Annotated in this window: 27 protein-coding genes; 11 read left to right on the top strand and 16 right to left on the bottom strand. The window is 67.3% G+C overall.

The window, feature by feature from the left end; genetic code table 11:
* Positions 1-19: 19 nt before the first annotated feature.
* On the top strand, positions 20-1,858 hold the full coding sequence (locus ABS767_RS04705; RefSeq protein WP_408077200.1) for an AsmA family protein: 1,839 nt from the start codon (positions 20-22) through the stop codon (positions 1,856-1,858).
* An 8-nt stretch (positions 1,859-1,866) separates the two neighbouring features.
* On the opposite strand, the gene ABS767_RS04710 is transcribed toward ABS767_RS04705, so the two are convergent.
* From ABS767_RS04710 to ABS767_RS04740, 7 genes are read right to left on the bottom strand one after another with little or no spacing between them, the layout of a single operon-like run.
* A complete protein-coding gene (locus ABS767_RS04710; RefSeq protein ID WP_408077201.1) occupies positions 1,867-2,397 on the bottom strand; it encodes a DUF1697 domain-containing protein in 531 nt (176 codons plus the stop codon).
* The gene (locus ABS767_RS04715; RefSeq protein WP_408077202.1) at positions 2,394-3,371 is read right to left on the bottom strand and encodes an NAD(P)H-dependent glycerol-3-phosphate dehydrogenase; all 978 of its coding nucleotides are present in this window, start codon (positions 3,369-3,371) and stop codon (positions 2,394-2,396) included. The genes ABS767_RS04710 and ABS767_RS04715 overlap by 4 nt, the downstream gene beginning before the upstream one ends.
* A complete protein-coding gene (tsaD, locus tag ABS767_RS04720; RefSeq protein ID WP_408077203.1) occupies positions 3,368-4,393 on the bottom strand; it encodes a tRNA (adenosine(37)-N6)-threonylcarbamoyltransferase complex transferase subunit TsaD in 1,026 nt (341 codons plus the stop codon). The genes ABS767_RS04715 and tsaD overlap by 4 nt, the downstream gene beginning before the upstream one ends.
* A 17-nt stretch (positions 4,394-4,410) precedes the next feature.
* Entirely contained in the window at positions 4,411-4,953 is a 543-nt protein-coding gene (locus tag ABS767_RS04725; RefSeq protein ID WP_408077204.1) for an SRPBCC family protein, read from the bottom strand.
* Positions 4,954-4,966: 13 nt separating this feature from the next.
* On the bottom strand, positions 4,967-5,362 hold the full coding sequence (locus ABS767_RS04730; RefSeq protein ID WP_408077205.1) for a VOC family protein: 396 nt from the start codon (positions 5,360-5,362) through the stop codon (positions 4,967-4,969).
* Positions 5,359-5,691, bottom strand: a complete 333-nt coding sequence (locus tag ABS767_RS04735) for an ArsR/SmtB family transcription factor (RefSeq protein WP_408077206.1) — start codon at positions 5,689-5,691, stop codon at positions 5,359-5,361. The genes ABS767_RS04730 and ABS767_RS04735 overlap by 4 nt, the downstream gene beginning before the upstream one ends.
* A gap of 45 nt (positions 5,692-5,736) precedes the next feature.
* Positions 5,737-6,411 carry an MBL fold metallo-hydrolase gene (locus ABS767_RS04740; protein WP_408077207.1) on the bottom strand — a complete coding sequence of 225 codons (675 nt, stop codon included), beginning with the start codon at positions 6,409-6,411 and terminating at the stop codon, positions 5,737-5,739.
* Between the two features lie 79 nt (positions 6,412-6,490).
* Here ABS767_RS04740 and pabB point away from each other — a divergent pair, with 79 nt between their 5' ends.
* The 3 genes from pabB (at position 6,491) to msrA (ending at position 10,404) form a co-directional block, all read left to right on the top strand.
* Complete coding sequence (pabB, locus tag ABS767_RS04745; protein ID WP_408077208.1) at positions 6,491-8,263, top strand: aminodeoxychorismate synthase component I; 1,773 nt, start codon at positions 6,491-6,493, stop codon at positions 8,261-8,263.
* A gap of 34 nt (positions 8,264-8,297) precedes the next feature.
* The gene (locus ABS767_RS04750) at positions 8,298-9,497 is read left to right on the top strand and encodes a pyridoxal phosphate-dependent aminotransferase (RefSeq protein WP_408077209.1); all 1,200 of its coding nucleotides are present in this window, start codon (positions 8,298-8,300) and stop codon (positions 9,495-9,497) included.
* A gap of 226 nt (positions 9,498-9,723) precedes the next feature.
* On the top strand, positions 9,724-10,404 hold the full coding sequence (msrA, locus tag ABS767_RS04755) for a peptide-methionine (S)-S-oxide reductase MsrA (RefSeq protein ID WP_408077210.1): 681 nt from the start codon (positions 9,724-9,726) through the stop codon (positions 10,402-10,404).
* On the opposite strand, the gene ABS767_RS04760 is transcribed toward msrA, so the two are convergent.
* Positions 10,401-10,799 carry a DUF1489 family protein gene (locus ABS767_RS04760; protein WP_408077211.1) on the bottom strand — a complete coding sequence of 133 codons (399 nt, stop codon included), beginning with the start codon at positions 10,797-10,799 and terminating at the stop codon, positions 10,401-10,403. The genes msrA and ABS767_RS04760 overlap by 4 nt on opposite strands.
* A gap of 36 nt (positions 10,800-10,835) precedes the next feature.
* Entirely contained in the window at positions 10,836-12,242 is a 1,407-nt protein-coding gene (mgtE, locus tag ABS767_RS04765) for a magnesium transporter (RefSeq protein WP_408077212.1), read from the bottom strand.
* Positions 12,243-12,385: 143 nt separating this feature from the next.
* Here mgtE and ABS767_RS04770 point away from each other — a divergent pair, with 143 nt between their 5' ends.
* The 7 genes from ABS767_RS04770 (at position 12,386) to ABS767_RS04800 (ending at position 18,065) form a co-directional block, all read left to right on the top strand.
* On the top strand, positions 12,386-12,844 hold the full coding sequence (locus ABS767_RS04770) for a peptidylprolyl isomerase (protein ID WP_408077213.1): 459 nt from the start codon (positions 12,386-12,388) through the stop codon (positions 12,842-12,844).
* A gap of 96 nt (positions 12,845-12,940) precedes the next feature.
* Positions 12,941-13,555 (top strand): LolA family protein, encoded by a 615-nt coding sequence (locus ABS767_RS04775; RefSeq protein ID WP_408077214.1) that lies wholly within the window; start codon positions 12,941-12,943, stop codon positions 13,553-13,555.
* A gap of 231 nt (positions 13,556-13,786) precedes the next feature.
* Positions 13,787-14,572, top strand: coding sequence for an exodeoxyribonuclease III (locus tag ABS767_RS04780; protein ID WP_408077215.1), 786 nt, complete (start codon positions 13,787-13,789; stop codon positions 14,570-14,572).
* Between the two features lie 50 nt (positions 14,573-14,622).
* On the top strand, positions 14,623-15,654 hold the full coding sequence (ribA, locus tag ABS767_RS04785; protein ID WP_408078652.1) for a GTP cyclohydrolase II: 1,032 nt from the start codon (positions 14,623-14,625) through the stop codon (positions 15,652-15,654).
* A 183-nt stretch (positions 15,655-15,837) separates the two neighbouring features.
* Positions 15,838-16,176 (top strand): P-II family nitrogen regulator, encoded by a 339-nt coding sequence (locus ABS767_RS04790; RefSeq protein WP_408077216.1) that lies wholly within the window; start codon positions 15,838-15,840, stop codon positions 16,174-16,176.
* Positions 16,177-16,190: 14 nt separating this feature from the next.
* Positions 16,191-17,522: an ammonium transporter gene (locus ABS767_RS04795; RefSeq protein WP_408077217.1), complete on the top strand. Its 1,332-nt coding sequence runs from the start codon at positions 16,191-16,193 to the stop codon at positions 17,520-17,522.
* A 120-nt stretch (positions 17,523-17,642) separates the two neighbouring features.
* The gene (locus ABS767_RS04800) at positions 17,643-18,065 is read left to right on the top strand and encodes a DUF5990 family protein (protein WP_408077218.1); all 423 of its coding nucleotides are present in this window, start codon (positions 17,643-17,645) and stop codon (positions 18,063-18,065) included.
* Positions 18,066-18,068: 3 nt separating this feature from the next.
* Here the strand turns inward: ABS767_RS04800 and ABS767_RS04805 are convergent, their stop codons facing one another.
* The 7 genes from ABS767_RS04805 to ABS767_RS04835 form a co-directional block, all read right to left on the bottom strand.
* Complete coding sequence (locus ABS767_RS04805) at positions 18,069-19,640, bottom strand: GMC family oxidoreductase (protein WP_408077219.1); 1,572 nt, start codon at positions 19,638-19,640, stop codon at positions 18,069-18,071.
* A 63-nt stretch (positions 19,641-19,703) separates the two neighbouring features.
* Positions 19,704-20,648 (bottom strand): sterol desaturase family protein, encoded by a 945-nt coding sequence (locus ABS767_RS04810; RefSeq protein WP_408077220.1) that lies wholly within the window; start codon positions 20,646-20,648, stop codon positions 19,704-19,706.
* 62 nt (positions 20,649-20,710) lie between these two features.
* The gene (locus tag ABS767_RS04815) at positions 20,711-21,106 is read right to left on the bottom strand and encodes a hypothetical protein (RefSeq protein WP_408077221.1); all 396 of its coding nucleotides are present in this window, start codon (positions 21,104-21,106) and stop codon (positions 20,711-20,713) included.
* A 3-nt stretch (positions 21,107-21,109) separates the two neighbouring features.
* Positions 21,110-21,535: a TIGR01244 family sulfur transferase gene (locus ABS767_RS04820; RefSeq protein WP_408077222.1), complete on the bottom strand. Its 426-nt coding sequence runs from the start codon at positions 21,533-21,535 to the stop codon at positions 21,110-21,112.
* Positions 21,536-21,542: 7 nt separating this feature from the next.
* Entirely contained in the window at positions 21,543-22,052 is a 510-nt protein-coding gene (locus ABS767_RS04825) for a hypothetical protein (RefSeq protein WP_408077223.1), read from the bottom strand.
* Positions 22,045-23,829 (bottom strand): DNA helicase RecQ, encoded by a 1,785-nt coding sequence (gene recQ / locus ABS767_RS04830; protein ID WP_408077224.1) that lies wholly within the window; start codon positions 23,827-23,829, stop codon positions 22,045-22,047. The genes ABS767_RS04825 and recQ overlap by 8 nt, the downstream gene beginning before the upstream one ends.
* Positions 23,826-24,716: a hypothetical protein gene (locus ABS767_RS04835; RefSeq protein WP_408077225.1), complete on the bottom strand. Its 891-nt coding sequence runs from the start codon at positions 24,714-24,716 to the stop codon at positions 23,826-23,828. The genes recQ and ABS767_RS04835 overlap by 4 nt, the downstream gene beginning before the upstream one ends.
* Positions 24,717-24,748 lie beyond the last annotated feature (32 nt).

Below are 24,748 nucleotides of genomic sequence, written 5' to 3' on the forward strand. Positions count from 1 at the left end.
GGCAGCGCGTCGAGCGGCGATGACCGCCCGCGCCCGAACCCTGATCACTCGCATTGCTGTCGGCGTGGCGGTGACGCTGCTCGTCCTTATCCTGCTGCTGGCGATGATGCCCTGGGGCATGTTCAAGGAACGCGCCGAGCGCGCGCTGGCGGACCAGTTCGATGCGCCGGTGACGATCGGATCGATCGAGCGCGCCAGCCGGTTTTCGTTCAATCCGATGCTCGACATTCGCGACCTCCGGATCGCGCAGCCGTCCTGGGCGGGCAAGGGCGCGATGGTTCAGGTCGATCATGTCGCGGTGCGGCTGCCGGTATTGCCGATCCTGATCGGCCGGATCCGTCCCGAGCCGGTGGCGGCGACCAATGGTCGGCTGGTGCTGATCCGTGCGAAGGACGGGCGCAAGAACTGGGATCGCCGACCCGAGCGGCGCAGCGGCGGCGGCGGTGGGCTCGACGCGCTGACGGTGCGTAACCTGACGCTCGACTATCGAGATGCGCTCAAGGATCGACGCGCAGTGCTCCGCGTGGATTCGGATGATGATGGATTTCGCGCGTCGGGACGCGGCAGGCTCGCCGAGGAACCGATCCAGCTCGCGATCCGCGGCGCGCCGATCGCGGGCGGTGCGCGCTGGCCGTTCGGCGCGGCGCTGATCGGAACCACGACGCGCATCGTCGCGCAAGGTGCCATGGCCGCGCCGCTCGATACGCGCGACATGGCGTTCGACCTGCGCGCGCGCGGCAACGACCTGCTCGACATCGACCGGGTGATCGAGGCGGGCCTGTTCGGCACCCAGCCGGTTGCGCTGACCGGACGCGTATCGCGCAAGGGCGATGTATGGCGGGTCGAGCGGCTTTCAGGGACGGTCGGGCGATCGCGGCTATCGAACGCGGTGGCGACCGTGGACAAGGGCACCGAGCGGACCAGGATCGACGGCACGCTGCGGCTCGCCGTGCTCGACTTCGAGGATCTGGCGAACGATCGCGGCCTTGCCATCGCCGCCGCCAAGCGTGCCGCTGCGGGTCCGCGCATCGTCCCGGCGACGCGGATCGACCTCAAGAATCTCGACGATGTCGACGGCGTGCTGAAGGTGAAGGTCGACCGGCTGGTGTCGCGCCACAACGAGCCCTTTCGCAAGATTTCGGGCACGCTGACGCTGGACCGCTCGCGGCTGACGGTCGACCCGTTCGAGGTCGGCATGGTCCGGGGCGTGCTGGGGGGTCGCGTGGTGGTCGATCAGCGCGCGGGCAAGGCGAAGCCGACGCTGACGCTCGATCTCAAGCTCGACGGCACCACCATCGGCACGCTCGCGGGGGGTGGAGAGATCGATGCGACGCTGCGGGGAATGGCGCGACTGACCGGCAGCGGCGAGACGGTGCGCGAGGCGGTCGGCCGCTCTTCCGGCCGCGTTGCGCTGGTTTCGGGATCGGGGCGGATCCCGTCGAAGCTGGCGTCGTTCCTGGGCCTCGATGTCGGGCGCGGGGTGTTTGCGGACAAGGATGCGGTGGCGACGCTGCGCTGCCTGATCGTGCGGATGGACGTGAAGAACGGGACCGCGCGGATGAATCCGCTGCTGATCGATACCTCGCGTTCGCAATCGCGCTTTTCGGGGACGATCGACCTGGCGTCGGAGCGGTTGGCGCTGAGCATGATGGGGTCGCCCAAGAAGGACAGCATCCTGCGGCTCACCAAGCCGGTCCCGATCGGCGGCACGGTCAAGGCACCGGTGCCGCGCGTTCCCGGGGAAAAAACCAATGTCGGCGGCGTGCTGAAGATGATCGGCGATGCAATCGCGGGAGACCGACCGCCGCTGGCGACCGATGCCGACTGCAAGGGGCTTGCCGCACGCGCGATGGGCTGAGGCAACCCCTAGAGGGCGTCGCGAATCTTGAGCACCGTGTTCCAGTTGCGCCCGGTGGTGACCGCATCGCCTGTCGCCTTGACCAACGGTGCGTGCAGCATCGAACGCGCCTGGCCTTCGGGGAAATCGATATAGAGTTCGCGGTCGATTGCGCGCGCACGTTCGGGGCCGTCATACCGCGCGATCAGCGCGTCGACCGCTTCGGCGTCGACCGGCTTGCGATGAAAGGTAACGACGAGGAAGCTCGGGCGCTCGCGTGCCGCATCGGGGAAGGGGTTTGCGGCGACGACTGAGTCCATCTCCTGCGGTGTACGCACGAAAACCTCGGACTTGAGGCCGGTCGCTCGCGCGAGCGCGTCGTGAAGTTGCGCCTCCAGCCCCTCTGCCGTCGCACCCGGGGCCGTGAAGACGACGTTGCCGGAGGCGAGCAGGGTCTTGACGTCGTCGAACCCCAACCCCTCGACCACTGATCTGAGTTCGGCAGATTTGAGCTGACGCTTGCCGAGGTTGATCCCCCGCAGCATCGCCGCCCATCTCATGCGCTTTCCCCGCGCGGCGGGCGGGCGAGCAAGGCGTCGACCACGGCGCGGACCGGCGTGCCTTCGAGCAGCGCGCATACCGCCTCGGTCACCGGCATCTCGACCCCCGCCGCGCGCGCCGCCTCGCGCAGGACCGGGGCGGTGGCGGCGCCCTCGGCCACCGTGCGGCGGTCAGCGAGCAGCTCGGTCGCGGCCTTACCTTGGCCAAGACCGAGGCCGAGCGAGAAGTTGCGCGAATTGGTCGAGGAGCAGGTGAGGACGAGATCGCCAAGACCCGACAGGCCTGCCAGCGTCTCGGGCCGCCCGCCGCGGGCGACGCCGAAACGCGTCATCTCGGCAAAGCCGCGCGCGATCAGTGCGGCGCGCGCGTTGAGGCCGAGGCCCGCGCCCTCGACCACGCCGCAGGCGATGGCGAGCACATTCTTGACCGCCCCGCCGATCTCGGCGCCAGCCACGTCGGACGAGCCATAGGTGCGGAAGGTGGGGCTGCCGAGTCGCTCGGCGAGCGCGTCGCGCAGGGCTTCGTCCTCGCACGCCAAGGTGACCGCGGTGGGAAGGCCCTTCGCCACCTCATGCGCGAAGGTCGGGCCGGACAGGACCGCCACCGGAGCCGCCGGATGAAGTTCGCGCGCGACCTCGGCGACGAGCTTCTGCGTCCCCGCCTCGATCCCCTTGGCGCACAGCACCAGCGGGCGGTTCCCGGCGGGGAGCTGCGCGAGCACCGCGCGGAGGAATTGCGCGGGCACGACGACGAGCAGCGCATCGCGATCGGACAGGTCGGCAAGGTCGCTGGTCGCGCGGATCGACGGGGAGAGCGGGACGCCGGGGAGGAAGCTCGCATTCTCATGCGCCGTATTGACCGATGTCACGACGTCATCCTCGCGCGCCCACAGCGTCACGGGCTGCGCGCCACGTGCCGCGACCTGCGCCAGCGCCGTCCCCCATGCTCCGCCGCCCAGCACTCCGATCTTCATGCCTTTACCCCTGCTCCACGCACCTTTTCCGCATCCGGATCGAGCGGCCAGCGCGGGCGCGCGGGCATGTCGAGCGGATCGGTCAGGCCGAGCGCGAACCGCTCGACCCCGGCCCAGGCGATCATGGCGGCATTGTCGGTGCAGAGCCAGAGCGGCGGCGCGATGAAGGGCAAGCCTTGCGCGGCGGCGAGCGTGGTCAGTGCGTTGCGGACTGCGGTGTTGGCCGCGACGCCGCCCGCGACGACCAACGCGGTCGCCTGCGGTGCCTTGGTCAGCGCGATGCGGGTGCGATCGACCAGGCAATCGACCACCGCCTGCTGGAACGAGGCGGCGAGATCCTCGGGCGCGAATTTGCCGACCTTGCGCGCGACATCGCTCTTGAGGCCGGCGAAGGAGAAGTGCGGCTCGCCCGATCCGACCAGCGGGCGCGGCAGCGGGACGGCAAAGGGGTCGCCGAGCGCCGCGCTACGCTCGACCGCCGGACCGCCGGGAAAGCCGAGGCCGAGCAGCTTGGCGGTCTTGTCGAACGCCTCGCCCGCGGCATCGTCGATCGTGGTCGCGAGGCGGCGATAGCGACCGGCGCCTTCGACCAGCAGCAGCTGGCAATGCCCGCCCGAGACGAGCAGCAGCAGATAGGGGAAGGCGAGATCGGGTTCGGCCAGGCGCGGGGACAGCGCATGGCCCTCGAGATGGTTGACCGCCACCAGCGGCTTGCCCGCTGCGTGCGCCAGCGCCTTGCCGGTGACGAGGCCGACCATGACGCCACCGATCAGCCCCGGGCCGGCGGTGGCGGCGATCGCGTCGACATCGGACAGGGCGACGTTCGCTTCCTCCAGCGCCGCCTCGATCAGCGGGCCGAGCGCCTCGACATGCGCGCGCGCGGCGATTTCGGGGACGACGCCGCCGAATGGGCGATGCGCCTCGTCCTGCCGCGCGAGGCGGTGGGACAGGATGCGGCGGTCGTCTGTCACCAGCGCGGCGGCGGTTTCGTCACAACTCGATTCGAGGCCGAGGATCAGCATGCCGCCGATCTAGGGATTCATCCCCCGCTTGTCGAAGCCTGTGCGAGCGTGGCGGCGACCTTTGCCTCCGACTGGGCATGCAGCGCCCAGAAGTTGCGGACGGGCTGACCCGCGAGCAGGCCCTGAAGCACCGCGAGGTGCGAATGCCAGCCGCCACCGAAATTGGCCATCGGGGCGGGACCGGTGATGCCGCTATGCGTCAGGACGAGGCGCGTTCGATCGGTACCTTCCGCGAACAGCTCGAACCGCGCGATCCCCTGCTTGCCCTCGTCCCAACTGATCGCGAAGACGTGCGGCGGATCATATTCGACCACGCGTTCGCGTCCCACCGCGCCCTGCCACTTGGCGTATTTCTCCGGATAGGGGACCTCTTCCGCCGACAGATTGTCATGGTCGAACACCAGCTCGACCGCTTCGCCTGCGCGGGCATCGGTGCCGCCCGAGAACCAGCGGCGGCGCAGCTCCGCTTCGGTGAGGTAACGCCACACGGTCGCGGGCGGCGCGTCGAGGATACGGACGATGCGCAGCGTGTCGGGGGCGAGGATTTCGAGGTCGGGCATGTACGAGTTCCCGTCAGGCTAGGTTGAGCTGCCACGACACGCCGAAGCGGTCGCTGATCCAGGCGAAGTTGCGACTCCAGCCGTAATTGCCCGGTGGCATCAGCACGGCGCCCTCTTCGGACAGAGTCGCGAAGAGCCGGTCGAACCCGGCGGCGTCGTCGCAGTCGAGGAAGAAGGACCAGGATGGCGTGAAGTCGAAGCCATGCGCGATGAAGCTGTCATGGACCATCACCTCCTGGCCCGCGATGGTCGCGAAGGCGCGGATGATGGTGCCTTCGGGCCCGGGGCCGTCGGGGCCGAAGCGCTCGACCGAATCGATGCGGCTGTCGGGAACATGCTCGACATAGAAATCGAGCGCGGCCTGCGCCTTGCCGTGCTGGAACATCAGGAACGGGGTGGCCTTCGTCACTGCGCATCTCCCTGCGGGGCGTCACGAAGCAGGGCTTCGAGACCGTCGAGCCGAGTGTTCCAGAAGGTCGCCCATTGCTGGAGCCACTGGTTGGCCTCGGCGAGCGGGGCGGGGTTGAGCGCGCAGCGATGCGTACGCCCGTCACGGCGGCGGGTGACGAGACCCGCCCGCTCGAGCACCTGGACGTGTTTCGACGCGCCGGCGAGCGTCATCGCATAGGGTTGGGCGAGTTCGCCGATACTCTTCTCGCCGACGGCAAGGCTCGCGAGCATCCCGCGTCGCGTGGGATCGGACAGGGCGTCGAAGGTCGTGTCGAGTCGTTCAACCATTTGGTTGAATTACGCGACGCTCCCGATGATTGTCAACCGATCGGTTTAGCTTCGTGCCAGCACGGCGTCGGCGACGAACGGATTGGTGCGTCGTTCCTGCCCGAAATTGCTGGGCTGGCCATGGCCGGGGACGAAGACGGTTTCATCGCCCAGCGGCCACAATTTTCCGGTGATCGCATCGAGCAGATCCTGATGGTTGCCCATCGGGAAGTCGGTACGGCCGATCGACCCCTGAAAGATCACGTCGCCGACGATGGCGAGCTGACTGGCGGGGTGGTGGAACACGACATGGCCGGGCGTGTGGCCGGGGCAGTGATAGACGTCGAGCGTCAGCTCGCCGACGGTCACGGTGTCGCCATCGACCAGCCAGCGATCGGGCTCGAACGGCTTGCCGTTGACGCCATAGCTGCGCCCGTCGTCTTCCAGGCGGCTGATCCAGAAGCGATCCGCCTCGTGCGGTCCCTCGATCGGCACGCCCAGCTCCTTCGCCAGCACCCCTGCCTCGCCACAATGGTCGATATGGCCATGGGTGATCAGCAGTTTCTCGATCGTGACGCCATGCTGCTGCGCCGCCGCCTTGAGCCGGTCGAGATCCCCGCCGGGATCGGTGAAGGCGCCGCGCATCGTGCGCGTGCACCACAGCAGCGTCGAATTCTGCTGAAGCGGGGTGACGGGGATAATCGCGGCGCGCAGCGCGGGCGTGGAGGGGGTGGAGGCCATGGCGCTTCAGATAGGCCGAGCCCGCCCGAGCGGCAACAGAGGCTTGCGGGCGAGCGCTTCCCCCTGCATGGCCGATGTGATGCGCGCCGACGCCCCTTTCGTGCTGCTCGACGATGCCCGGCCGGGGGGCGAAGCCGCGCGACTCTACACCGCGCCGCTGCGGGTGATTGCCGCGCATTCGGCCGAGGACGTCGCACCGGCCCTGGCGGACCTCGAGGCCGCGACCGCCGAAGGGCTGCATGCCGCGGGCTATCTCGCCTATGAGGCGGGGCATGCGCTGGAGCCGCGTCTGGCCGCGCTCACGGGCGGTGCGGACGGGCCGCTGCTGTGGTTCGGGTTGTTCGAGGGCTTTCGCGAGATCGCCGCAGAAGACGTCCCGACTCTACTCCCGGACCCGGCCGGCGCCTGGGTCGGGCGCCCCGAACCGCGCATCGCGCGCGCCGATTATGACGCGGCCTTTGCGCGCGTGCATGCCTGGATCGAAGCGGGGGACATCTATCAGGCGAATCTGACCTTTCGCGCGGCGGTGCGGCTGATCGGCGACCCGCTCGCCGCCTATGCCGCGATCCGTGCACGGGCGGCGGCGGGCTATGGCGGAATCGTGTGGACGAGGAGCGACTGGTTGCTCTCCTTCTCCCCCGAATTGTTCTTCGCGCTGCGCGACCGACAGCTGATCGCCCGACCGATGAAGGGCACGACGCCCCGCGGTGCGACTCCGGAGGAGGATGACGCCGCTCGCGCGGCTCTGGCCACCGACGCCAAGCAGCGCGCCGAAAACCTGATGATCGTCGATCTGATGCGCAACGACCTGACCCGCATCGCCGCGCCGGGCAGCGTTGCCGTGCCCGAACTGTTCAAGGTCGAAACCTATCCGACGCTGCATACGATGGTGTCGACGGTGTCGGCGACGATCGCGCCCGAAATCGGCCCCGCGGCCGCGCTCGCCGCGATCTTTCCCTGCGGATCGGTGACCGGCGCGCCCAAGATCCGGGCGATGGAGGTGATCGCCGCGGTCGAGCCCGATGCGCGCGGCGCTTATACCGGGTCGATCGGGCGGATCGATCCGTCGGGGGACGCGGCGTTCAACGTCGCGATTCGCACGCTGCACGTGCGGGAGGGCGAGCAGCGCGCGACCATCGGCCTGGGATCTGGCGTGGTCGCGGATTCGCGGGCGGGAGAGGAATGGGACGAATGCCTGGCCAAGGGGGCGTTCCTGACCCGGGGCCAGCGGCGCATCGACCTCATCGAAACGATGGCATTCGATCCGGCGCAAGGGATCGCATTGCTGGACCGGCATATCGAACGGATGAAGGCGAGCGCGCAGGCGTTCGGCATCGCGTTCGATCGGCATGGCATCCGTAACGAGCTTCAGGCCGCAACCTTCCGGCTGCGTGCGCCGGCGCGGGTGCGATTGCTGTTGTCATCGCAGGCTCGCATCGCGATCGGCACGGCACCCATGCCGGACACGCCGGTCGAACCGGTCACCGTCGCGCTGGCGCAGCGCCAAGTCGCGCCGCGCGACTTTCGGCTCGCCCACAAGACCAGCGATCGGCGCCCCTGGCCCCGTGTCGCGGGCGCGTTCGAGACGCTCTATGTCGATGATGCGGGATATCTGACAGAGGGCAGCTTCACCTCGATCTTCGTGCCGGGCGCCGACGGCGTGTTGCGCACCCCGCCGCTGACGCGGGGCGTGTTGCCCGGAATCCTGCGGGCGGAGTTGCTCGCAAGCCAGCGCGCGGTCGAGGACGAGCTGCGGCCCGACGACCTCGCTGACGGCTTCTTCATCGGCAACGCCGTTCGCGGTCTTGTTTCGGCTGTTACGGTTGCGGAGGGGGCCATCGTCACCCTATAGGGCGCGCGATTTTCCCTTCAGAGAGGCGTTTTCCATGCAGACCTCCGCCGCGCTCAACCGCATCCAGCCTTCGGCCACGCTCGCCATGACGAGCCGTGTGCTGGAGCTGAAGCGTGCCGGGGTCGATGTCATCGGGCTTGGCGCTGGCGAACCCGATTTCGACACGCCCGATTTCGTCAAGGATGCGGCGATCGAGGCGATACGCAAGGGCGCGACGAAATACACCAATGTCGACGGCACCGCCGAGCTCAAGGCTGCGATCGTCGGCAAGTTCGCGCGCGAGAACAGCCTCACCTATGCCGAAAACCAGATCAGCGTGAATTCGGGCGGCAAGCACACGCTGTTCAATGCGTTTTGCGCGACGATCGACGCGGGCGACGAAGTGGTGATCCCGGCCCCCTATTGGGTCAGCTATCCCGATGTGGTCCAGTTCGCGGGCGGCAAGCCGGTGTTCGTCGCCGCGGGTGCCGACCAAAACTACAAGATCACGCCGGCACAGCTCGACGCCGCGATCACCGCGAAGACCAAGTGGGTGGTCCTCAACTCGCCATCCAACCCGACCGGTGCGGCCTATAGCGCCGCCGAGCTCAAGGCGCTGGGCGCGGTGCTCGAGCGGCACCCGCACGTGCTGATCTTCGCCGACGATATGTACGAGCATATCCTGTACGACGGGTTCGAATTCGCGACGATCGCCCAGGTCTGCCCGTCGCTGATCGATCGCACGCTGACCGCCAATGGGGTGTCGAAGGCGTATGCGATGACCGGCTGGCGCATCGGCTATGCCGGGGGCCCGCAATGGCTGATCAAGGCGATGGGCAAGCTCCAGTCGCAGTCGACGTCGAACCCGTGCAGCGTCAGCCAGGCGGCATCGGTCGCCGCGCTGACGGGCGACCAGGCGTTCCTGAAGGATCGCGCCGCAGCGTTCCAGAAGCGCCGCGACCTGGTCGTCGGCATGCTCAACGCGATCGAGGGCATGAACTGCCCGACGCCCGAAGGCGCCTTCTACGTCTATCCCGAATTCAGCGCGCTGATCGGCAAGACGACGCCCAAGGGGGTGACGATCGACACCGACGAGACGATGGTCGGCTATCTGCTCGACGAAGCGAAGGTCGCGGCTGTGCATGGCGCGGCGTTCGGTTTCTCGCCGGCCTTGCGGATCAGCTATGCGACCAGCGAGGACGTGCTGACCGAAGCCTGCAGCCGCATTCAGGAAGCATGTGCGGCGCTGCGCTGAACCGCACGATGAACCGGCAAGCCAGCGCAGGTTCATCGACCGGAAGCTAATCTTTGCTTGGATTCGTCGCGGGGCACCCCATCTCCGCGCCAACCAATAAGGATTGACCCATGTTTGCGGCCTTGAAATCGCAGTTCCTCCGCCGGTTCCTGGCCGGTTTCTCGCTTGGCGCGATCGGCATGGTCGCGCTCCACGCCGAGCAATTGGCGGCGACCCCGTTCTTCTGATGATGCGCGCCGCCGCTCTTGGTCTTGCAGGCCTTTGCGCGTTTGCCTTTGCCGGTGCTGCGGGACTCGTGCCGCCCGTGTTCGCGGGCAGCGGCGGCGAAAAGGCAGTCGCGATTCCGCCGTCGACGGTCGATGTCGCGCCGGCGAAGGGCGATCAGGTGGCGGTGCTTGCGGGGGGCTGCTTCTGGGGCATGGAAGCGGTGTTCGAGCAGGTGAAGGGCGTGAAGTCGGTCACCAGCGGCTATGCCGGCGGCGCGCGCGGGACCGCGAGCTATGCGCAGGTCTCGACCGAGCGTACCGGCCATGCCGAAGCGGTTCGCATCACATTCGATCCGCGACAGGTGAGCTATGCGACGTTGCTGCGCATCTATTTCTCGGTCGCGCACGATCCGACGCAGCTCAATCGTCAGACCCCCGATGTCGGCCCCAGCTATCGCTCGGCCATTTTCCCGCAAAACCCGGGGCAGGCCCGTGTAGCGCGTGCCTATATCGACCAGCTCGACAAGAGCGGCGCCTATGGCAAGCCGGTCGCGACGACGGTCGAGCAGGGCGCCTTCTATCCTGCCGAGGCGGAGCATCAGGACTTTGCCCGGCGCAACCCCGCGCACCCCTATATCGTCCGCTGGGACAAGCCGAAGGTCGCGGCGTTGCGCGCGGCATATCCCCGCCTGGTGCGTTAGGCGAGGCCCAGTTCGGCCAGTTTGCCGGCCAGTTCGGGCGGCAACGACGCCATGTCGCCCTCGCCAAGATCGACCGGGGCATCCACGCCCTCGAGATAGCGCCATCCCTGATGCGCCCGCTTTGCCTGCGGGATCACCTGCACCAGTTGGGGATCGAGCAGAATCGCGCAGCGGCCGCCCTCAGCCTCGCCAAAGCCGAGAATCGGCGAACGTGCGACAAGCTGATGCTTGAGGATCCAGAACAGCGATCCTTGCCCCGCGATTTCCGCATGCCGCTTGGGCAGATAGCGCGTGGTGAGCGCAACCGGCCCGTCGTGTCCGCGTAGCGCCAGTCGCGCGCGCAGATGCTCGACGCTGGGATTGCCGAACGCGACTTTGGTGAGATGGAGCGCCATCGCTGCGATCTGGTGGCGGCGGGCGCCGGGGTCAAGCTAGGCGCCGACCAGACCCGACGCGACCGCGAGTCCAAGAAAGGCGAGGAAGCCCATCGAATCGGTGACCATGGTCACGAACACCGATGACGCGACGGCGGGATCCTGATCCAGCCGGTCGAACGCGACCGGGACCAGCACGCCGGCGAGGCCGGCGACAAGGATATTGATGATCATCGCGGATGCGATCACCCCGCCCAGGGCCGGGTTGGCGAAGACGAAGCCCGCGCCCAGCCCCAGCAGGACCGCGATCGTCCCGCCATTGAGCAGCGCGACGAGAATCTCGCGGCGGATCATCCGCACCGTGTTCGACTGGGTCAGCTGATTGGTGGCGAGTGCGCGCACGACGATCGCCATGGTCTGCGTGCCGGCATTGCCGCCCACCGACGCCACGATCGGCATCAGCACCGCGAGCGCCACCATCTGTTCGATCGCCCCACCGAACAGCGCGATGATCGACGAGGCGACCAGTGCGGTGAACAGGTTGGCAATGAGCCAGCGGACGCGTGCGATATAGGTGTCGCGAATCGGCTCGTTGATGTCGCCGTCGCCGGCACCGGACAGCAGCAGCGCGTCCTCTCCCGCTTCCTCGGATATGATGTGGACGATGTCGTCCACGGTGATCACGCCGACCAGCCGGCCGCTGTCGTCGGTCACCGCGGCGGAAATCAGCGCGTATTTCTGGAAGATCAGCGCGACCTCTTCCTGATCCATGTCGACCGGGATCAGCGTCTGTTCGCGCTTCATCACATCGGCGATCGACACCAGCCGCGGCGTGCGCAGGATCCACGACAATGCGCAGGTACCGACCGGATGGTGGGCGGGATCGACAACGAAGATTTCCCAGAAATCCGTCGCCAGTTCCTCCGCGCCGCGCAGATAGTCGAGCACGTCGCCGACTGTCCAATGCTCGGGCACCGCGATTAGCTCGCGCTGCATCAGGCGGCCGGCGGACTCCTCGGGATAGGACAGTGCCTCCTCGATTGCGGCACGGTCGTCCGGGTCGAGCGCGCGAAGGACGGCGCGCTGGTCGGCCTCCTCCATGTCCTCGATGATCGCCACCGCGTCGTCGGTGTCGAGTTCCGCCGCGATGTCGGCGACTTCGTGGGGCTCGAGCGACTCGATCAGCGCGTCGCGGACCCAGTCGTTCATCTCGGCGAGCACTTCGCCGTCGATCAGGCCCGAAATCGCCGAAGCGAGGGCATGGCGCTGATCGGCGGGGGTCAGCTCGACCAGGTCGGCGATGTCGGCGGGGTGGAGCGGCTCGACCTTCTCGCGTGCCGCCTCGACCTCGCCGTTCTCGACCAGGTCGAGAATGGCGCGGACGAAGTCGGGGCTCAGGCTGTCGCGTGCCTCTTGGTCATGCGATTCGGGGATCGCGGTTGCGGTTTCGGTCTCGTCGTTCATCGAGCCTCCCCGGTTGCGCGCCCAGCCCCCCTCTAACGCGCTCGAATCGCGCTGCCAATCCGCCACGGCATCTGCACCATTTGCAACCGGACGCTTGCAGTCCTAGGGGTCGGACGACCGTTTTCACCGGAGTATGAGTTTCGATGTCCGATCTTCCGACGCGCCTTGTGATGACCCTCGACACCGGTGAGGTGCAGATCCGCCTGCGCCCCGATCTTGCGCCCAAGCATGTCGAGCGGATCGTCAAGCTTGCCGATAGCGGCTTTTACGATGGCGTGGTGTTCCACCGCGTGATCGACGGGTTCATGGCGCAGGGCGGCGACCCCACCGGGACCGGCATGAGCGGATCGAAGGAGCCGAACCTGCCTGCCGAGTTCAGCAGCGCGCCGCATCTGCGCGGCGTGTGCTCGATGGCGCGCACCAACGATCCCAACAGCGCCAACAGCCAGTTCTTCATCTGCCTCGACGATGCCACCTTCCTCGACGGGCAATATACCGTGTGGGGCGAGGTGACCGAAGGCATGGAGAATGTCGACGCGCTGCCCAAGGGCGAGCCGCCGCGCGAGCCGGGCAAGATCGTCACGGCGCGCAGCGCGGCTTGATCTGACGGCGTCGCCGTTACGGGCGGGGCCGCCCCGATGGCGTTCACGCCGAGTTCAAAGCGGAACCGTCAGAGGTCGGATATGTTTGGCACAACCATGACACTCCGACCGCTGGCGGCGCTTGCCGCAATCACCCTTCCGCTCGCCGCTCCCGCCACCGCGCAGCAAGGCACGCTCGCCCAGGTGCAGCAGCATCTGCGGAGCACGCAGACGATGACGGCGCAGTTCAGCCAGACCGATCGCGCGGGCAAGACGCTGAACGGCGTGCTGACGCTGAAGAAGCCCGGCAAGGTCCGCTTCCAGTATGAAAAGGGCGTGCCGCTGCTGATCGTCGGCGACGGCAGCGCCCTGTGGTTCATCGACTATTCGGTTCGACAGGTGTCGCGCTGGCCGGTCAAGGATTCGCCGCTGGGGATCCTGCTCGACCCCGAACGCAACGTCGCGCGCTATGCCAAGGTGATTCCGACCGGCAATCCCGATGTGGTGAGCATCGAGGCGCACGATCCCAAGCGCCCCGAATTCGGGCGCATCACGATGGTATTCGCACGCAATGCCTCGGCACCGGGCGGGCTTATGCTCCAGGGCTGGGTCGCGCTCGACTCGCAGAACAACCGCACCACGGTCCGCCTGTCAGACCAGAAGTTCAACGCCCCGATCAGCGATGGAGCGTTCCGCTGGAACGACCCGCGGAAAAAGGGCGGGCGCCGCTGACGCGGGCATTCATGTTGGCGACAGCTTTGCAGCGCTAGACCGGTATCTGCGGATGGGGCTTCGGGATTTTTCCCCCTGTTGCCCGAAGGTGTCCCCGTCCTGCCTGCGTGACGAACGCCAGGTCGGCCCTCGCTCCATGCCCCCGGAGCGGGGGCCTTTCCGTTTCGGGAACGCAGCGTTCGTGCGCTCCGCCATTGCCGGGACGCGACCCCGTCCCTAGATCACGCGGCCATGAAGATCGCCTCCTGGAACATCAATTCCATCCGTTTTCGCATGGAGATCGTCGAGCAGTTCCTTCGCGAGGAGGCACCCGACATCCTGTGCCTTCAGGAAACCAAGGTGATCGACGGCGATTTCCCGCACGCGCCGCTGCGCGCGCTGGGTTACGATCACATCGTCATCCATGGTCAGCGGATGCATCATGGCGTGGCGATCATCAGCCGCGTGCCGCTGGTCGAGGACGATAGGCTCGACTGGCAGGCCAATGGCGAGGCGCGGCATGTCGGCGTGCGGCTGCCGAACGGGGTGCGGCTGGAAAATGTCTACGTGCCCGCCGGCGGCGACGTGCCCGACCGCGACGTGAACCCCAAATTCGGCCAGAAGCTCCATTTCGTCGAACGCATGACGCGCTGGTCGGAAGGGCTGAGCGGCCTGCCGGTGATCCTGACCGGCGATTTCAACATCGCCCCGCTCGAATGCGACGTGTGGAGCCACAAGCAGTTGCTCGGCGTGGTCAGCCATACGCCGGTCGAGGTCGCGGCGCTGGGCCGCCTGCAGGCGGCGAACGACTGGGTCGATCTCGGCCGCAAGTTCATTCCTGCGCCCCAACGCTGCTTCACCTGGTGGAGCTATCGCGCCAAGGACTGGGCGGCGTCGGATCGCGGTCGTCGGCTCGACCATATGTGGGCGAGCGGCGATGTTGCGGCGCAGGCGACCGCGCATCGCGTCTGCGAGCCGTGCCGCGGGTGGCTCAAGCCGTCCGACCACGTTCCGATCGTCACCGAGTTCGCGTTTTGAGCGCCCCGCCGCTTCCCGATCCCCGTGCGGCGGCGCGCGCGGTCGATGCGATGCGGCGCGGCTGGCCGATCGCGATCCGCGGGGCGGAGGGGGCGCTGTCGCTGCTCGCGGTGGAGACCGCCGATGCCCAGCGGCTCGTCGAGTTCGATCCCCAGATCGCCGCCCCGCTGCTGATTTCGGCCGGTCGCGCGGCGACGCTCAAACTGACCAACCAGCGCGATGCAGCGGTCCCCGACGCGCCGGTGATGATCGCGCGGCGCCCCTGGCTCGATTTCGACACCGCGGTCGCGCTTGCCGATCCGCAGCACGATCTGTCCAGGCCGATGAAGGGACCGTTTCGCGCGACCCCGGCGCTTGTGCCGGATGCGGCCGCGGCGGCGCTGCGCCTTGCGCGGATCGCCGGACTGCTCCCGGCATTCTTCCTCCATCCCGAAGCGCCCGGGCGGCGGATACCGGACGCGATCACGCTCGCCGATATCGAGTCGCACCAGGATCCGGCGCGGTTGCGGCTCGTAACGCGCGCGCGGCTTCCCGTGGCCGGTGCCGAGGATTCGGAGATCGTCGCGTTCCGCACGCCCGAATCGCCCGACGAGCATATCGCGCTCGTGATCGGCCAGCCCGACGGCACTCCGCCGCTGGTGCGGCTGCACAGCGAATGCCTGACCGGAGACGTACTTGGCAGCCTGAAATGCGATTGCGGGCCCCAGCTCCACGCGGCGATTCACGCCATTGCGGAAAGTGGCTGGGGCATCCTGCTCTATCTGCGGCAGGAGGGACGCGGGATCGGTCTGGTCAACAAGCTGCGCGCCTATGCGCTTCAGGATCAGGGGTTCGATACGGTCGATGCCAATATCCGGCTCGGTTTCGCGATCGACGCGCGCGATTTCGGTGTGGCGGGTCAGATGCTTCGCCAGCTCGGACAACAGCGCGTACGACTTTTGACCAACAATCCCGACAAGGTCTCGGGGCTGGTCGCAGCGGGCGTGGAGGTCGCCGAGCGCGTGCCCCACCAACTGCCGCCCAATCCGCACAACGAGCGCTATCTCGCGACCAAGCGTGACCGGACCGGGCACCAACTCTGAAGCGCTGCCTATTGCGCGAGCAGTCAGCTTGGCAGCCTAAAAATTAGGCAGGCGTTCGCGCCTGCACAATTTTTTACCTTTCGGTAACAGATGCCGCACCCCAGACCGACGGAAACCCGCCGATTCCGACTCTGGCACGTCCCTTGCTGATTGGCCTCCGGGTCAAACGCGAAAGGGGGCGGAATGAAACTCGTCATCGCCATCATCAAGCCGTTCAAGCTCGATGACGTCCGGGAAGCACTCACCGAGTTGGGTGTGGCGGGCATGACCGTGACCGAGGTGAAGGGGTTCGGACGGCAGAAAGGCCAGACCGAAATCTACCGGGGCGCGGAATACAGCACCAACATGGTGCCCAAGCTGAAAATCGAAGTGGTCTGCGCCGCCGACTTGGCCGGGCGGGTGGTCGAGGCGGTTCAGGCCGCGGCGAACACCGGCGCGATCGGCGACGGCAAGATCTTCGTGCTCGACGTCGGTCAGGCGGTGCGCATCCGCACCGGCGAGACCGATCAGACCGCGCTGTGATGAAGGGGGTATCGATGAAAACTGCTTTGAAGATTGCCGCCGCCGGCGCGGGGACCGCGCTGTTCGCGGCGACGCCCGCCTGGGCCGCGCCCGTCGTGGCGACGGTGAACAAGGGCGACACCGCCTGGATGATGGTCTCCACCATCCTCGTCCTCCTCATGATCGTGCCGGGTCTGGCGCTGTTCTATGGCGGCCTTGCCCGCACCAAGAACATGCTGTCGGTGATGACGCAGATCGGCGCGGTGATGTGTTTCGCGATGCTGATCTGGGTGATGTACGGCTACACCATGGCATTCGGCCCCGACGCATCGGACGGGCTGAAGCCGTATATCTCGAGCTTCGGCAAGGCGTTCCTCGCCGGCATTACCGCCGACAGCAACGTCGCCACCTTCACCGACGGCGTCGAGATCCCCGAATTCGTGTTCATCAGCTTCCAGATGACCTTCGCCGCGATCACGGTCGCGCTGGTCCTCGGTTCCGTTGTCGAGCGCATCAAATTCTCGGCCGTGATGGTGTTCGCGCTGATCTGGCTGACGCTCGTCTATTTTCCGATCGCGCACATGGTGTGGGCAGCCGGTGGCTGGTTCTTCGAAGCGGGCGCGCTCGACTTCGCGGGCGGCACCGTGGTCCATATCAATGCAGGCGTCTCGGCGCTCGTGGCCGCGCTGCTGATCGGCAAGCGCATCGGCTATCCGACCGAGCGCATGGCGCCGCACTCGCTGACGCTGACGTTCGTCGGCACCGGCCTGCTGTGGGTGGGCTGGTTCGGCTTCAACGCCGGTTCCGCGCTCGAAGCCAATGGTTCGGCGGGCCTGGCAATGATCAACACCTTCGTCGCCACCGCGTCGGCCGCACTGTTCTGGATGCTTGCCGAGCGTGCGGCAGGGCACAAGCCGTCGGCACTGGGCTTCTGCTCGGGTGTGATCGCTGGTCTGGTCGCGGTCACTCCGGCAGCAGGCAATTCGGGTCCGTTCGGCGCAATCGTGCTGGGTGCGGTCGCCTCGGTGGTCTGCTTCCTGTTCGTGACCGTCGTGAAGCCCAAGCTCGGCTATGACGACTCGCTCGACGCGTTCGGCATCCATGGCGTGGGCGGCATCGTCGGCGCGATCGGCACCGGCATCGTCTATGCGCCGTCGCTGGGCGGTCCGGGGGGCGACGACTTCGTGATGAGCGCGCAGCTCGTCACCCAGGTCAGCGCCGTTGCCGTCACCATCCTGTGGGCCGCTGTCGGTACCGCCATCGCGACGATGGTCGCCAAGGCGATCACCGGGGGCCGCGTCACGCCCGAAGTCGAGCGGGAAGGCCTCGACCTCGGCGAGCATGGCGAGCGCGCCTACAACTACTGACAAGATCGGGTCGCACCCTGAGCGGTGCGGCCCCACAGGGGTTCCTCCTGCGGACGACTGGGCCGGCTCTCTCCAGAGCCGGCCCATTTTTTTGCGCCTCGGACTAAGGTAGAAAGACGCATGGCCCGCGCCGATCAAATCCCGTTCCAGCTGCGGATCGTGATCCGCGACCCGGTTCCTGGCGTCCTCCACAGCCTTCAGTCAGCAGACGGCGCTCCGCTCGACCCCAAGCGCTCCAGCGCGGGTGAATCGCTGGCCTTCGAGTGCAGCGTGCGGATCGCCGCCGGGCCGAAATTCTTCGGCGATCAGGTGCGGCGCGAAGGTCCGGTACGGCGCTTCGTCTATATCCGGATCGGCGCCATGGCGGGCGACATCATGTCGTCCTTGTCGCGGCGCATGAAGATCGACATCCACGATCTGGACGCGGCGCTCGTGGACCATGCGATGGCTGGCGGCGCGATCGAGATTTCGGTCAACGGCACGGGCAAGGACGGCACGCCCGCCTGCGCCACCGTTCCGGCCATCGCGCGGCGGAAGGCATAGTCGTCAGCGGAGATCTGCCCTGACGAAGTCCGCGCAACGCTCGCCGATCATGATGCTGGGCGCGTTGGTGTTACCGCCGATCAGGCGCGGCATGATCGAGGCATCCGCGATATAGAGCCCCTCCACCCCGCGCACGCGTAGCTGAGGATCGCATACCGCACCCGCGTCCGACCCCATGCGCGCGGTGCCGACCGGGTGATAGATGGTGTCGGCGCGCGCGCGGATCAGGCGTTCCAGCGTGGCATCATCGTCGAACGGGTAGCGGTCCTTGCCCGCAAACGCGGCGAGCGGCTGCTGCTCCAGGATGCGGTACATCATCCGCGTCCCCTTCATCAGCCCGGCGAGGTCGCGCGGATCGGACAGGAATTGCGGATCGATCAGCGGCGCGGCGCGCGGGTCGGGCGATTTGAGCCGCACCGTTCCCCGGCTTTCGGGGCGCAGGACACAGGCGTGGCAGCTGAACCCATGCGCCTTCACCTTTGCTCGGCCGTGATCTTCGACGATCGCGATCAGGAAATGGAGCTGGATGTCGGGCACTTCCAGCGCCGGATCGCTCTTCAGGAACGCGCCACCCTCGGCATAGGGAGAGGTCATCATGCCGCTGCGGCTGCGGAACCAGCGCCACATGCCGCCGAGCCCGGCGAGCGATCCGCGCAGCGAGCGGCCGAGGAAGTCGTAACCCGGCGTCTCGAACGCCGCGACATAATCGAGATGATCCTGGAGATTGCCGCCCAGCTCGGTCCGATCGATGCGCACCGGGATGCCCATTTCCTTGAGATGCGCGGCGGGGCCGATTCCGGAAAGCATCAGCGTCTGCGGCGTTCCGAACACTCCGCCCGCCATCACGACCGCGCGCCGCGCGCGGATCATCTTCGTCTGCCCGCCGCGCGAATAGGCAACGCCCCATACGCGGCCCTCCTCGAACAACACGCGCTCAACCGTCGCTTCGCAGATGATCGTGAGGTTCGGCCGCTCCTTCAGATAGCCGCGCGCGGCGGTCCAGCGCTCGCCAGCCTTCTGCGTCACCTGATAGACGCCGATCCCCTCCTGCCGCGGACCGTTGAAATCGTCGTTGCGCGGAATCTGCAGCGCCGCGCCCGCCTCGACGAATGCGCGGGTTCCGGGGTGGACGAAGCTCTGGTCGCTGACGTGGAGCGGGCCGTCGCCGCCGTGAAAGGCATCCGCGCCGCGTTCGTTCGCCTCGCTGCGCCTGAAGACGGGCAGAACGTCGTCCCAGCCCCAGCCGGGGCAGCCGAGCCGTTCCCAATTGTCGTAATCCCACGGCACGCCGCGAATGTAGAGCATCGCATTGATCGCGCTCGATCCGCCCAGGCCCCGGCCGCGCGGCTGATAGCCCCGCCGACCATCGAGGCCCGGCTGGGGCACAGTCTCGAACGCATAGTTGGTCGCGGGGGTCTGCATCGCGATGCCGCCGGGCATCAGCGTGCGGAAGCTGGTGTTGCGCCCGCCTGCCTCAAGGACCGCGACGCTAGACTTTCCGTCCTCGCTCAGCCGACCTGCTGCGGCGCTTCCCCCGGACCCGGCTCCGATGACGACGATATCGGCTTCTTCCACGCTTTCCCCGCCTCTCGGTTGTGCGGCACCGGATCGCTCCCCCACCCGGCCACCCATAGGTTACTAAAACTGGGTGGCCGGGTGGGGGAGCGGGCCGGTGCCGTCGTCCGCGCCAGCGGACCTCGATCGACTCGCTTCCCAGCGCGCCTTGATCGTCTCGGATGTATCGCGGCTGCCGTCATGGCTCCAGCCGGGCGGCGCGATCATGTACATCAGGCGGGCGTGCCAGTTCGGGGCAGTCCACACGTCCTTCGCGATCCCCCACCATTCGTGAAACGCCGCGCGCACCAGGTTGAAGTCGGGCAGGTTCTTGACGATGCCGTAGCGCGGGCGATCGTCGTCGCGCTCCGCCTCGAACGTCCCGAACATGCGGTCCCAGATGATGAACACGCCGGCATAATTCTTGTCGAGATAGCGTGGGTTGGTCGCGTGGTGGACGCGGTGGTGCGACGGGGTGTTCATCACCGCCTCGAACCAGCGCGGCATCCGCCCGATCACCTCGGTATGGATCCAGAACTGATAGACGAGGTTGAGGCCGGCGACGAAGAAGATCATCGCCGGCGGAAAGCCGATCAGGAACAGCGGCAGGCGGAAGATGAAGCCCAGGCTGAAGAAGCCGGTCCAGGTCTGCCGCAGCGCGGTCGACAGATTATAATGCTGGCTGCTGTGATGGATGACATGGCTCGCCCAGAACCAGCGAACGCGATGGGCCGAGCGGTGGAAGACATAGTAAGCGAGATCGTCGAGCACGAAGGCGAGGACGAACCAGTACCAGGCATAACCGATGTCGAAGAGGCGGAACTGGTGGACCCAGACCGCCATGCCGAACACGAGCCCGCCCGCCAGCACGCCCGCGATCGTGCTGCCGAACCCCAGCATCAGCGAGGTCAGCGTGTCGCGCGGGCAATAGCGGCTGCGGTCCTTGAGCCGCGCGACCACCATCTCCGCCAGCACCAGCAGGACGAAGGCGGGCACGGCAAGATCGACCGGATCCGGCAGATCGGGCATCTTCTCTCCTTACACGCGTGTAAATAAGCGCGAAGCAGAGCCCTATGCAATGGGGCGCGCGGTCAGCCGAGTTGGGCGACGAATGCCTCTGCCGCCGTGACGTCGGCGACAGTGATGCGGAACACCGCGCCGGGCTGAAGCTCCAGCGTGATCGCGGTTCCTTCGGGCGCCGGATGTACCGCTGCGACGCGTGCTCCGGCATAATGGGTCGCACGATAGCGCGCGCCGAGCGGCTCGATCAGCACCAGATCGCCGGGTCCGCCCGCCACGGCGGCCAGCTCGCCGCTCGCCGAGACGATGCCCGCAGTGCCCTCGAAGCCCGACACCAGCGCCTCGGCCAGTGCCACCGCATCGTCGCCCGACTCCAGACGCTGCGCCCCGCCCAGTTTCAGCAGCCAGGCAATCCCCGCCAGCGCCAGTACCGCCGCGAGCGATCCGGCGGCGAGCCACCAGTTCACAGGTCAGGCCTGGCCCGACAATGCGTCGAGCATCGGCCGGATACCGCTGATGTCGTAGCCTGCATTCGCGGCCTTGCCGACCAGTGTTTCGGGGTCCGTCCCGCGGCTGGCCTCGGCCAGCGCCCAGAGATTGGTCGACCGTGTGCCCGACCGGCAATAGGCGAAGACCGGGCCGCCAGCTCCTTCGATCGCGGCGCGCATCGCTTCGACCTGCGGCATCGAGAAGCCGGCATGGGTGACGGGGATGGCGTGGTAGGACAGGCCCAGCGTCTCTGCGACCGTGCGGATCGCGTCGCCCGCGGGCTGGCCCGGCTCTTCCTCGTCGGGGCGGTTATTGACGATCGTCTTGAACCCGGCACGCGCGATCTCGTTCACCTCGCTCGGTGTGATCTGGGGGGATACCGAAATCGTCTCGTCGATCCTTCGCATCAGCGCGCTACTCCTGGCTGCCGGGACGGGTCTCGACGACGGGAGCCGCGTCCGCCCATGATTTCATCAGATCCTGTGCCTGCACCAGCCCCTCATGCACCGGCTTGGTCTCCGCCGACTGGCATCCCAGATCGAATTTGACCCGAAGGTCCGGCGTCGCGCCCCAGCTGATCGTGCCATAGGGCATGTCGGTAATGGTGCGCTGGCACGGCAGCGTTGCGCCGGCATAGCGCCGCGCGGGCGCGAGCAAGGCGGCAAGCCGCGCATAGCCGTCGCGTCCCACGCTGATCCGCTTGGTCTTCAGCACATAGTCGCGAAACGCCTTGGTCGGCCCTTCATCGGCATAGGTGTAGACGCCGGTACCATCGGGGCCGAGCGTCCAGTCGAACAGCGGCTTGCCCCAACTCTTGATCGTCAGGCCGACCGGCTCGGCCGGTGCGGATGCGGCCGATGGGGCCGGGGGCAGCGTCGCGCAACCGGACAGCGCAAGGATCGCCAGCAACATCGCCTTACGCATCGACAGCCTCGCGGATCGCTTCAAGGAAGGCATCGCCATACGCGGCAAGTTTGCGCGCGCCAATGCCCGGAATGCGCGACAGATCGGCGAGTGTCGCGGGACGGCTTGCCGCCATCTCGCGCAGCACCGAATCGTGGAAGATGACATAGGGCGGAACGGCCGCTTCTTGGGCCAGCGTCCGGCGCCTGTCGCGCAATGCTTCGAACAGCGGATCGCCGACCGGGTTGGCGACTGCGCCGCCTCCCTTGCGTCGCCGCTCGCGCTTGGGCGGCAGCACCAGGTCGAGGCCCGACTCGCCCTTGAGGATCGGCCGCGCGCCGGGCCCGAACTCCAGCCCGCCATGCGGATTGGTGCGCAGCGCATCGCGGAGCAACAGCGCGCGGCCGACGGGCTTGAGCATCGCGGCCTCGTCGCCCTCGACGATTCCCCACACGGACAACGCTTCGTGCCCGTTCATCAGGCTGCGCTCGCTCGACTGGCCGGTGAGCACGCTTTCGACATAGCCGGCGCCGAACGTCTGGCCGGTGCGGAACACGGCGGAGAGATATTTCTGGGCCGTGACGCTGGCGTCGACCGACTTGGGCGCTTCGAGGCAATTGTCGCAATTGCCGCAGCGTTCGGGCGGGGTCTCGCCGAAATGGCGCAGCAGGATCGCGCGACGGCACCCGGCGGTCTCGACCAGCGCGCCCAATGCGGTAAGGCGCGCGCGTTCGCCGGGCTGGCGATCGGCTTCGACCTCGCCGATCCGCTGCCGGGCGCGGGCGAAATCGTCGGCACCCCAGAACAGCTGCGCAACCGCCGGATCGCCGTCGCGGCCGGCGCGGCCGGTCTCCTGATAATAGGCCTCGATCGACTTGGGCAGCCCGGCATGCGCGACGAAGCGGACATCGGGCTTGTCGATGCCCATGCCGAACGCGACGGTGGCGACGATCACCATATCCTCGGATTCGACGAACGCCGCCTGGTTGCGGCGGCGGACATCGGGGTCGAGCCCCGCGTGATAGGGGAGCACGGGGCGCCCGTTGCCCGACAGCTTCTCCGCCAGCTTCTCCACCGCCCTGCGCGTCTGGGCATAGACGATGCCCGGCCCGGTCTGCCCGGCGATGAAGTCGGCGACCTGCCGCGTCGTGTTGTCGCGCGGGGCGATACGATAGCGGATATTGGGGCGGTCGAACCCGGCGACGATCATGCCGTCGCGCGGGATACCGAGCTGGTTCAGAATGTCGTCGCGGGTGTGGGCGTCGGCGGTGGCGGTGAGCGCGAGGCGCGGGACATCCGGAAACGCGTCCATGAGGGGGCGGAGCAGACGATAATCGGGGCGGAAATCATGGCCCCACTCGCTCACGCAATGCGCCTCGTCGATCGCGAACAGCGCGAGCGGCGCGGCGCGCAACAGGTTGCGAAACGCCTCGTTCGACGCGCGTTCGGGGGCGACATAGAGCAGATCGAGTTCGCCCGCGCGGAAGCGGTCGATCGTCTCGGCGCGATTTTCGTCGACGCTGGTCAGCGTTGCGGCGCGGATGCCCACCGCCTCGGCCGCGCGCAACTGATCGTGCATCAGCGCGATCAGGGGGGAGACGACGATGCACGTTCCGTCCATCATCGTCGCGGGCAATTGATAGGTCAGCGACTTGCCCGCGCCGGTCGGCATCACCGCCAGCGTACGCTCGCCGGCGATTACGCGATCGACCACCTGCCGCTGGACGCCGCGAAAATCGGGAAAGCCGAACAGGCTGTGCAGGACATCCCTGGGATTTTGCGCGCGCGGGTCACTCATGCGGCGGGGATGTAGCCGAGCTCCACAAGATATGCGCGCAATCCGGTCGGATAATCCGGATATTCCACCAGCTGACCCTCGGGGCATTCGCCATCGTCGGTACGATCGACCTTGCAGCGATCCGGCCAGGCGGCGGGTTCCTTGCGATATTCGGCAAGGATCACCGGCCATACCGTGTCGAGCGTGCCGAGCCGCGCAGCGGACGCCGCCCAGGCGGCGCAGGCGCCATTGGGATACTCCTCGCCGATGCACGCCTTGCGCGTGCGCGATGCGGCCTTTTCGAACACTTTGGCGAAGCGTGGTTCGGCCGACACGTCGCGCACCTCTCCATCGACGAGGTTGAGGATTTTCGGCGGCGCGACGCTCGCGGCATAGCTTTCGAACGCATAGAGGAAGCGGTCGTCGGTCACCACGAAGTCCAGATTTCCGTCGCCGTCGACATCCTTGGGCCAGCCGATCTCCATCCCGTCATAGGCGCCCAGCTCGACCAGCTTCAGGCCCGCCTTGTCGCGGATCACGACGCGCATCTGGTGACAGCAATGCATGCCGCCAGTGTAGGATTGGACAAATGCGACCACCGGGCCACCCTTTGCAACCGGGCCGAGCATCAGGATGTTCTGCATCGGCGACCCGTCGAGGGTGATCGACGCGCCGTCCGCGGTGCTGAGCGTCAGCTTGGGTTCGAGCTGATCCTCCTCGCACTCCTCGCCCAGCGGCGCGCACTGGACGCGGTCGAACTTCGCGGTCATGTCGCCGAGCCGATAGATCTTGAGGCGATCGCTCATCGACCATTGGATCGTCTCGCCCGCGCGCACCTGCTTTGCCGGCGCGGTCGCGCCGCCCAGCGCCAGTGCCGTGAGAGCCAGCGTGAGAAGCCGCATATTCAAGCGATTGTCCTCCCTCGCCGGATCGCTACCAT

It is taken from the genome of Sphingomonas plantiphila, from assembly GCF_046000505.1.
Classification (GTDB): Bacteria; Pseudomonadota; Alphaproteobacteria; order Sphingomonadales; family Sphingomonadaceae; genus Sphingomonas; species Sphingomonas plantiphila.

What these genes read in the sequence shown, in the direction of transcription:
- ABS767_RS04705 (WP_408077200.1), top strand. Translation starts at nt 20, where the DNA reads ATGACCGCCCGCGCCCGAACCCTGATCACTCGCATTGCTGTCGGCGTG.
- ABS767_RS04710 (WP_408077201.1), bottom strand. Translation starts at nt 2,397, where the DNA reads ATGAGATGGGCGGCGATGCTGCGGGGGATCAACCTCGGCAAGCGTCAG.
- ABS767_RS04715 (WP_408077202.1), bottom strand. Translation starts at nt 3,371, where the DNA reads ATGAAGATCGGAGTGCTGGGCGGCGGAGCATGGGGGACGGCGCTGGCG.
- tsaD (WP_408077203.1), bottom strand. Translation starts at nt 4,393, where the DNA reads ATGCTGATCCTCGGCCTCGAATCGAGTTGTGACGAAACCGCCGCCGCG.
- ABS767_RS04725 (WP_408077204.1), bottom strand. Translation starts at nt 4,953, where the DNA reads ATGCCCGACCTCGAAATCCTCGCCCCCGACACGCTGCGCATCGTCCGT.
- ABS767_RS04735 (WP_408077206.1), bottom strand. Translation starts at nt 5,691, where the DNA reads ATGGTTGAACGACTCGACACGACCTTCGACGCCCTGTCCGATCCCACG.
- ABS767_RS04740 (WP_408077207.1), bottom strand. Translation starts at nt 6,411, where the DNA reads ATGGCCTCCACCCCCTCCACGCCCGCGCTGCGCGCCGCGATTATCCCC.
- pabB (WP_408077208.1), top strand. Translation starts at nt 6,491, where the DNA reads ATGCGCGCCGACGCCCCTTTCGTGCTGCTCGACGATGCCCGGCCGGGG.
- ABS767_RS04750 (WP_408077209.1), top strand. Translation starts at nt 8,298, where the DNA reads ATGCAGACCTCCGCCGCGCTCAACCGCATCCAGCCTTCGGCCACGCTC.
- msrA (WP_408077210.1), top strand. Translation starts at nt 9,724, where the DNA reads ATGATGCGCGCCGCCGCTCTTGGTCTTGCAGGCCTTTGCGCGTTTGCC.
- ABS767_RS04760 (WP_408077211.1), bottom strand. Translation starts at nt 10,799, where the DNA reads ATGGCGCTCCATCTCACCAAAGTCGCGTTCGGCAATCCCAGCGTCGAG.
- mgtE (WP_408077212.1), bottom strand. Translation starts at nt 12,242, where the DNA reads ATGAACGACGAGACCGAAACCGCAACCGCGATCCCCGAATCGCATGAC.
- ABS767_RS04770 (WP_408077213.1), top strand. Translation starts at nt 12,386, where the DNA reads ATGTCCGATCTTCCGACGCGCCTTGTGATGACCCTCGACACCGGTGAG.
- ABS767_RS04775 (WP_408077214.1), top strand. Translation starts at nt 12,941, where the DNA reads ATGACACTCCGACCGCTGGCGGCGCTTGCCGCAATCACCCTTCCGCTC.
- ABS767_RS04780 (WP_408077215.1), top strand. Translation starts at nt 13,787, where the DNA reads ATGAAGATCGCCTCCTGGAACATCAATTCCATCCGTTTTCGCATGGAG.
- ribA (WP_408078652.1), top strand. Translation starts at nt 14,623, where the DNA reads ATGCGGCGCGGCTGGCCGATCGCGATCCGCGGGGCGGAGGGGGCGCTG.
- ABS767_RS04790 (WP_408077216.1), top strand. Translation starts at nt 15,838, where the DNA reads ATGAAACTCGTCATCGCCATCATCAAGCCGTTCAAGCTCGATGACGTC.
- ABS767_RS04795 (WP_408077217.1), top strand. Translation starts at nt 16,191, where the DNA reads ATGAAAACTGCTTTGAAGATTGCCGCCGCCGGCGCGGGGACCGCGCTG.
- ABS767_RS04800 (WP_408077218.1), top strand. Translation starts at nt 17,643, where the DNA reads ATGGCCCGCGCCGATCAAATCCCGTTCCAGCTGCGGATCGTGATCCGC.
- ABS767_RS04810 (WP_408077220.1), bottom strand. Translation starts at nt 20,648, where the DNA reads ATGCCCGATCTGCCGGATCCGGTCGATCTTGCCGTGCCCGCCTTCGTC.
- ABS767_RS04820 (WP_408077222.1), bottom strand. Translation starts at nt 21,535, where the DNA reads ATGCGAAGGATCGACGAGACGATTTCGGTATCCCCCCAGATCACACCG.
- ABS767_RS04825 (WP_408077223.1), bottom strand. Translation starts at nt 22,052, where the DNA reads ATGCGTAAGGCGATGTTGCTGGCGATCCTTGCGCTGTCCGGTTGCGCG.
- recQ (WP_408077224.1), bottom strand. Translation starts at nt 23,829, where the DNA reads ATGAGTGACCCGCGCGCGCAAAATCCCAGGGATGTCCTGCACAGCCTG.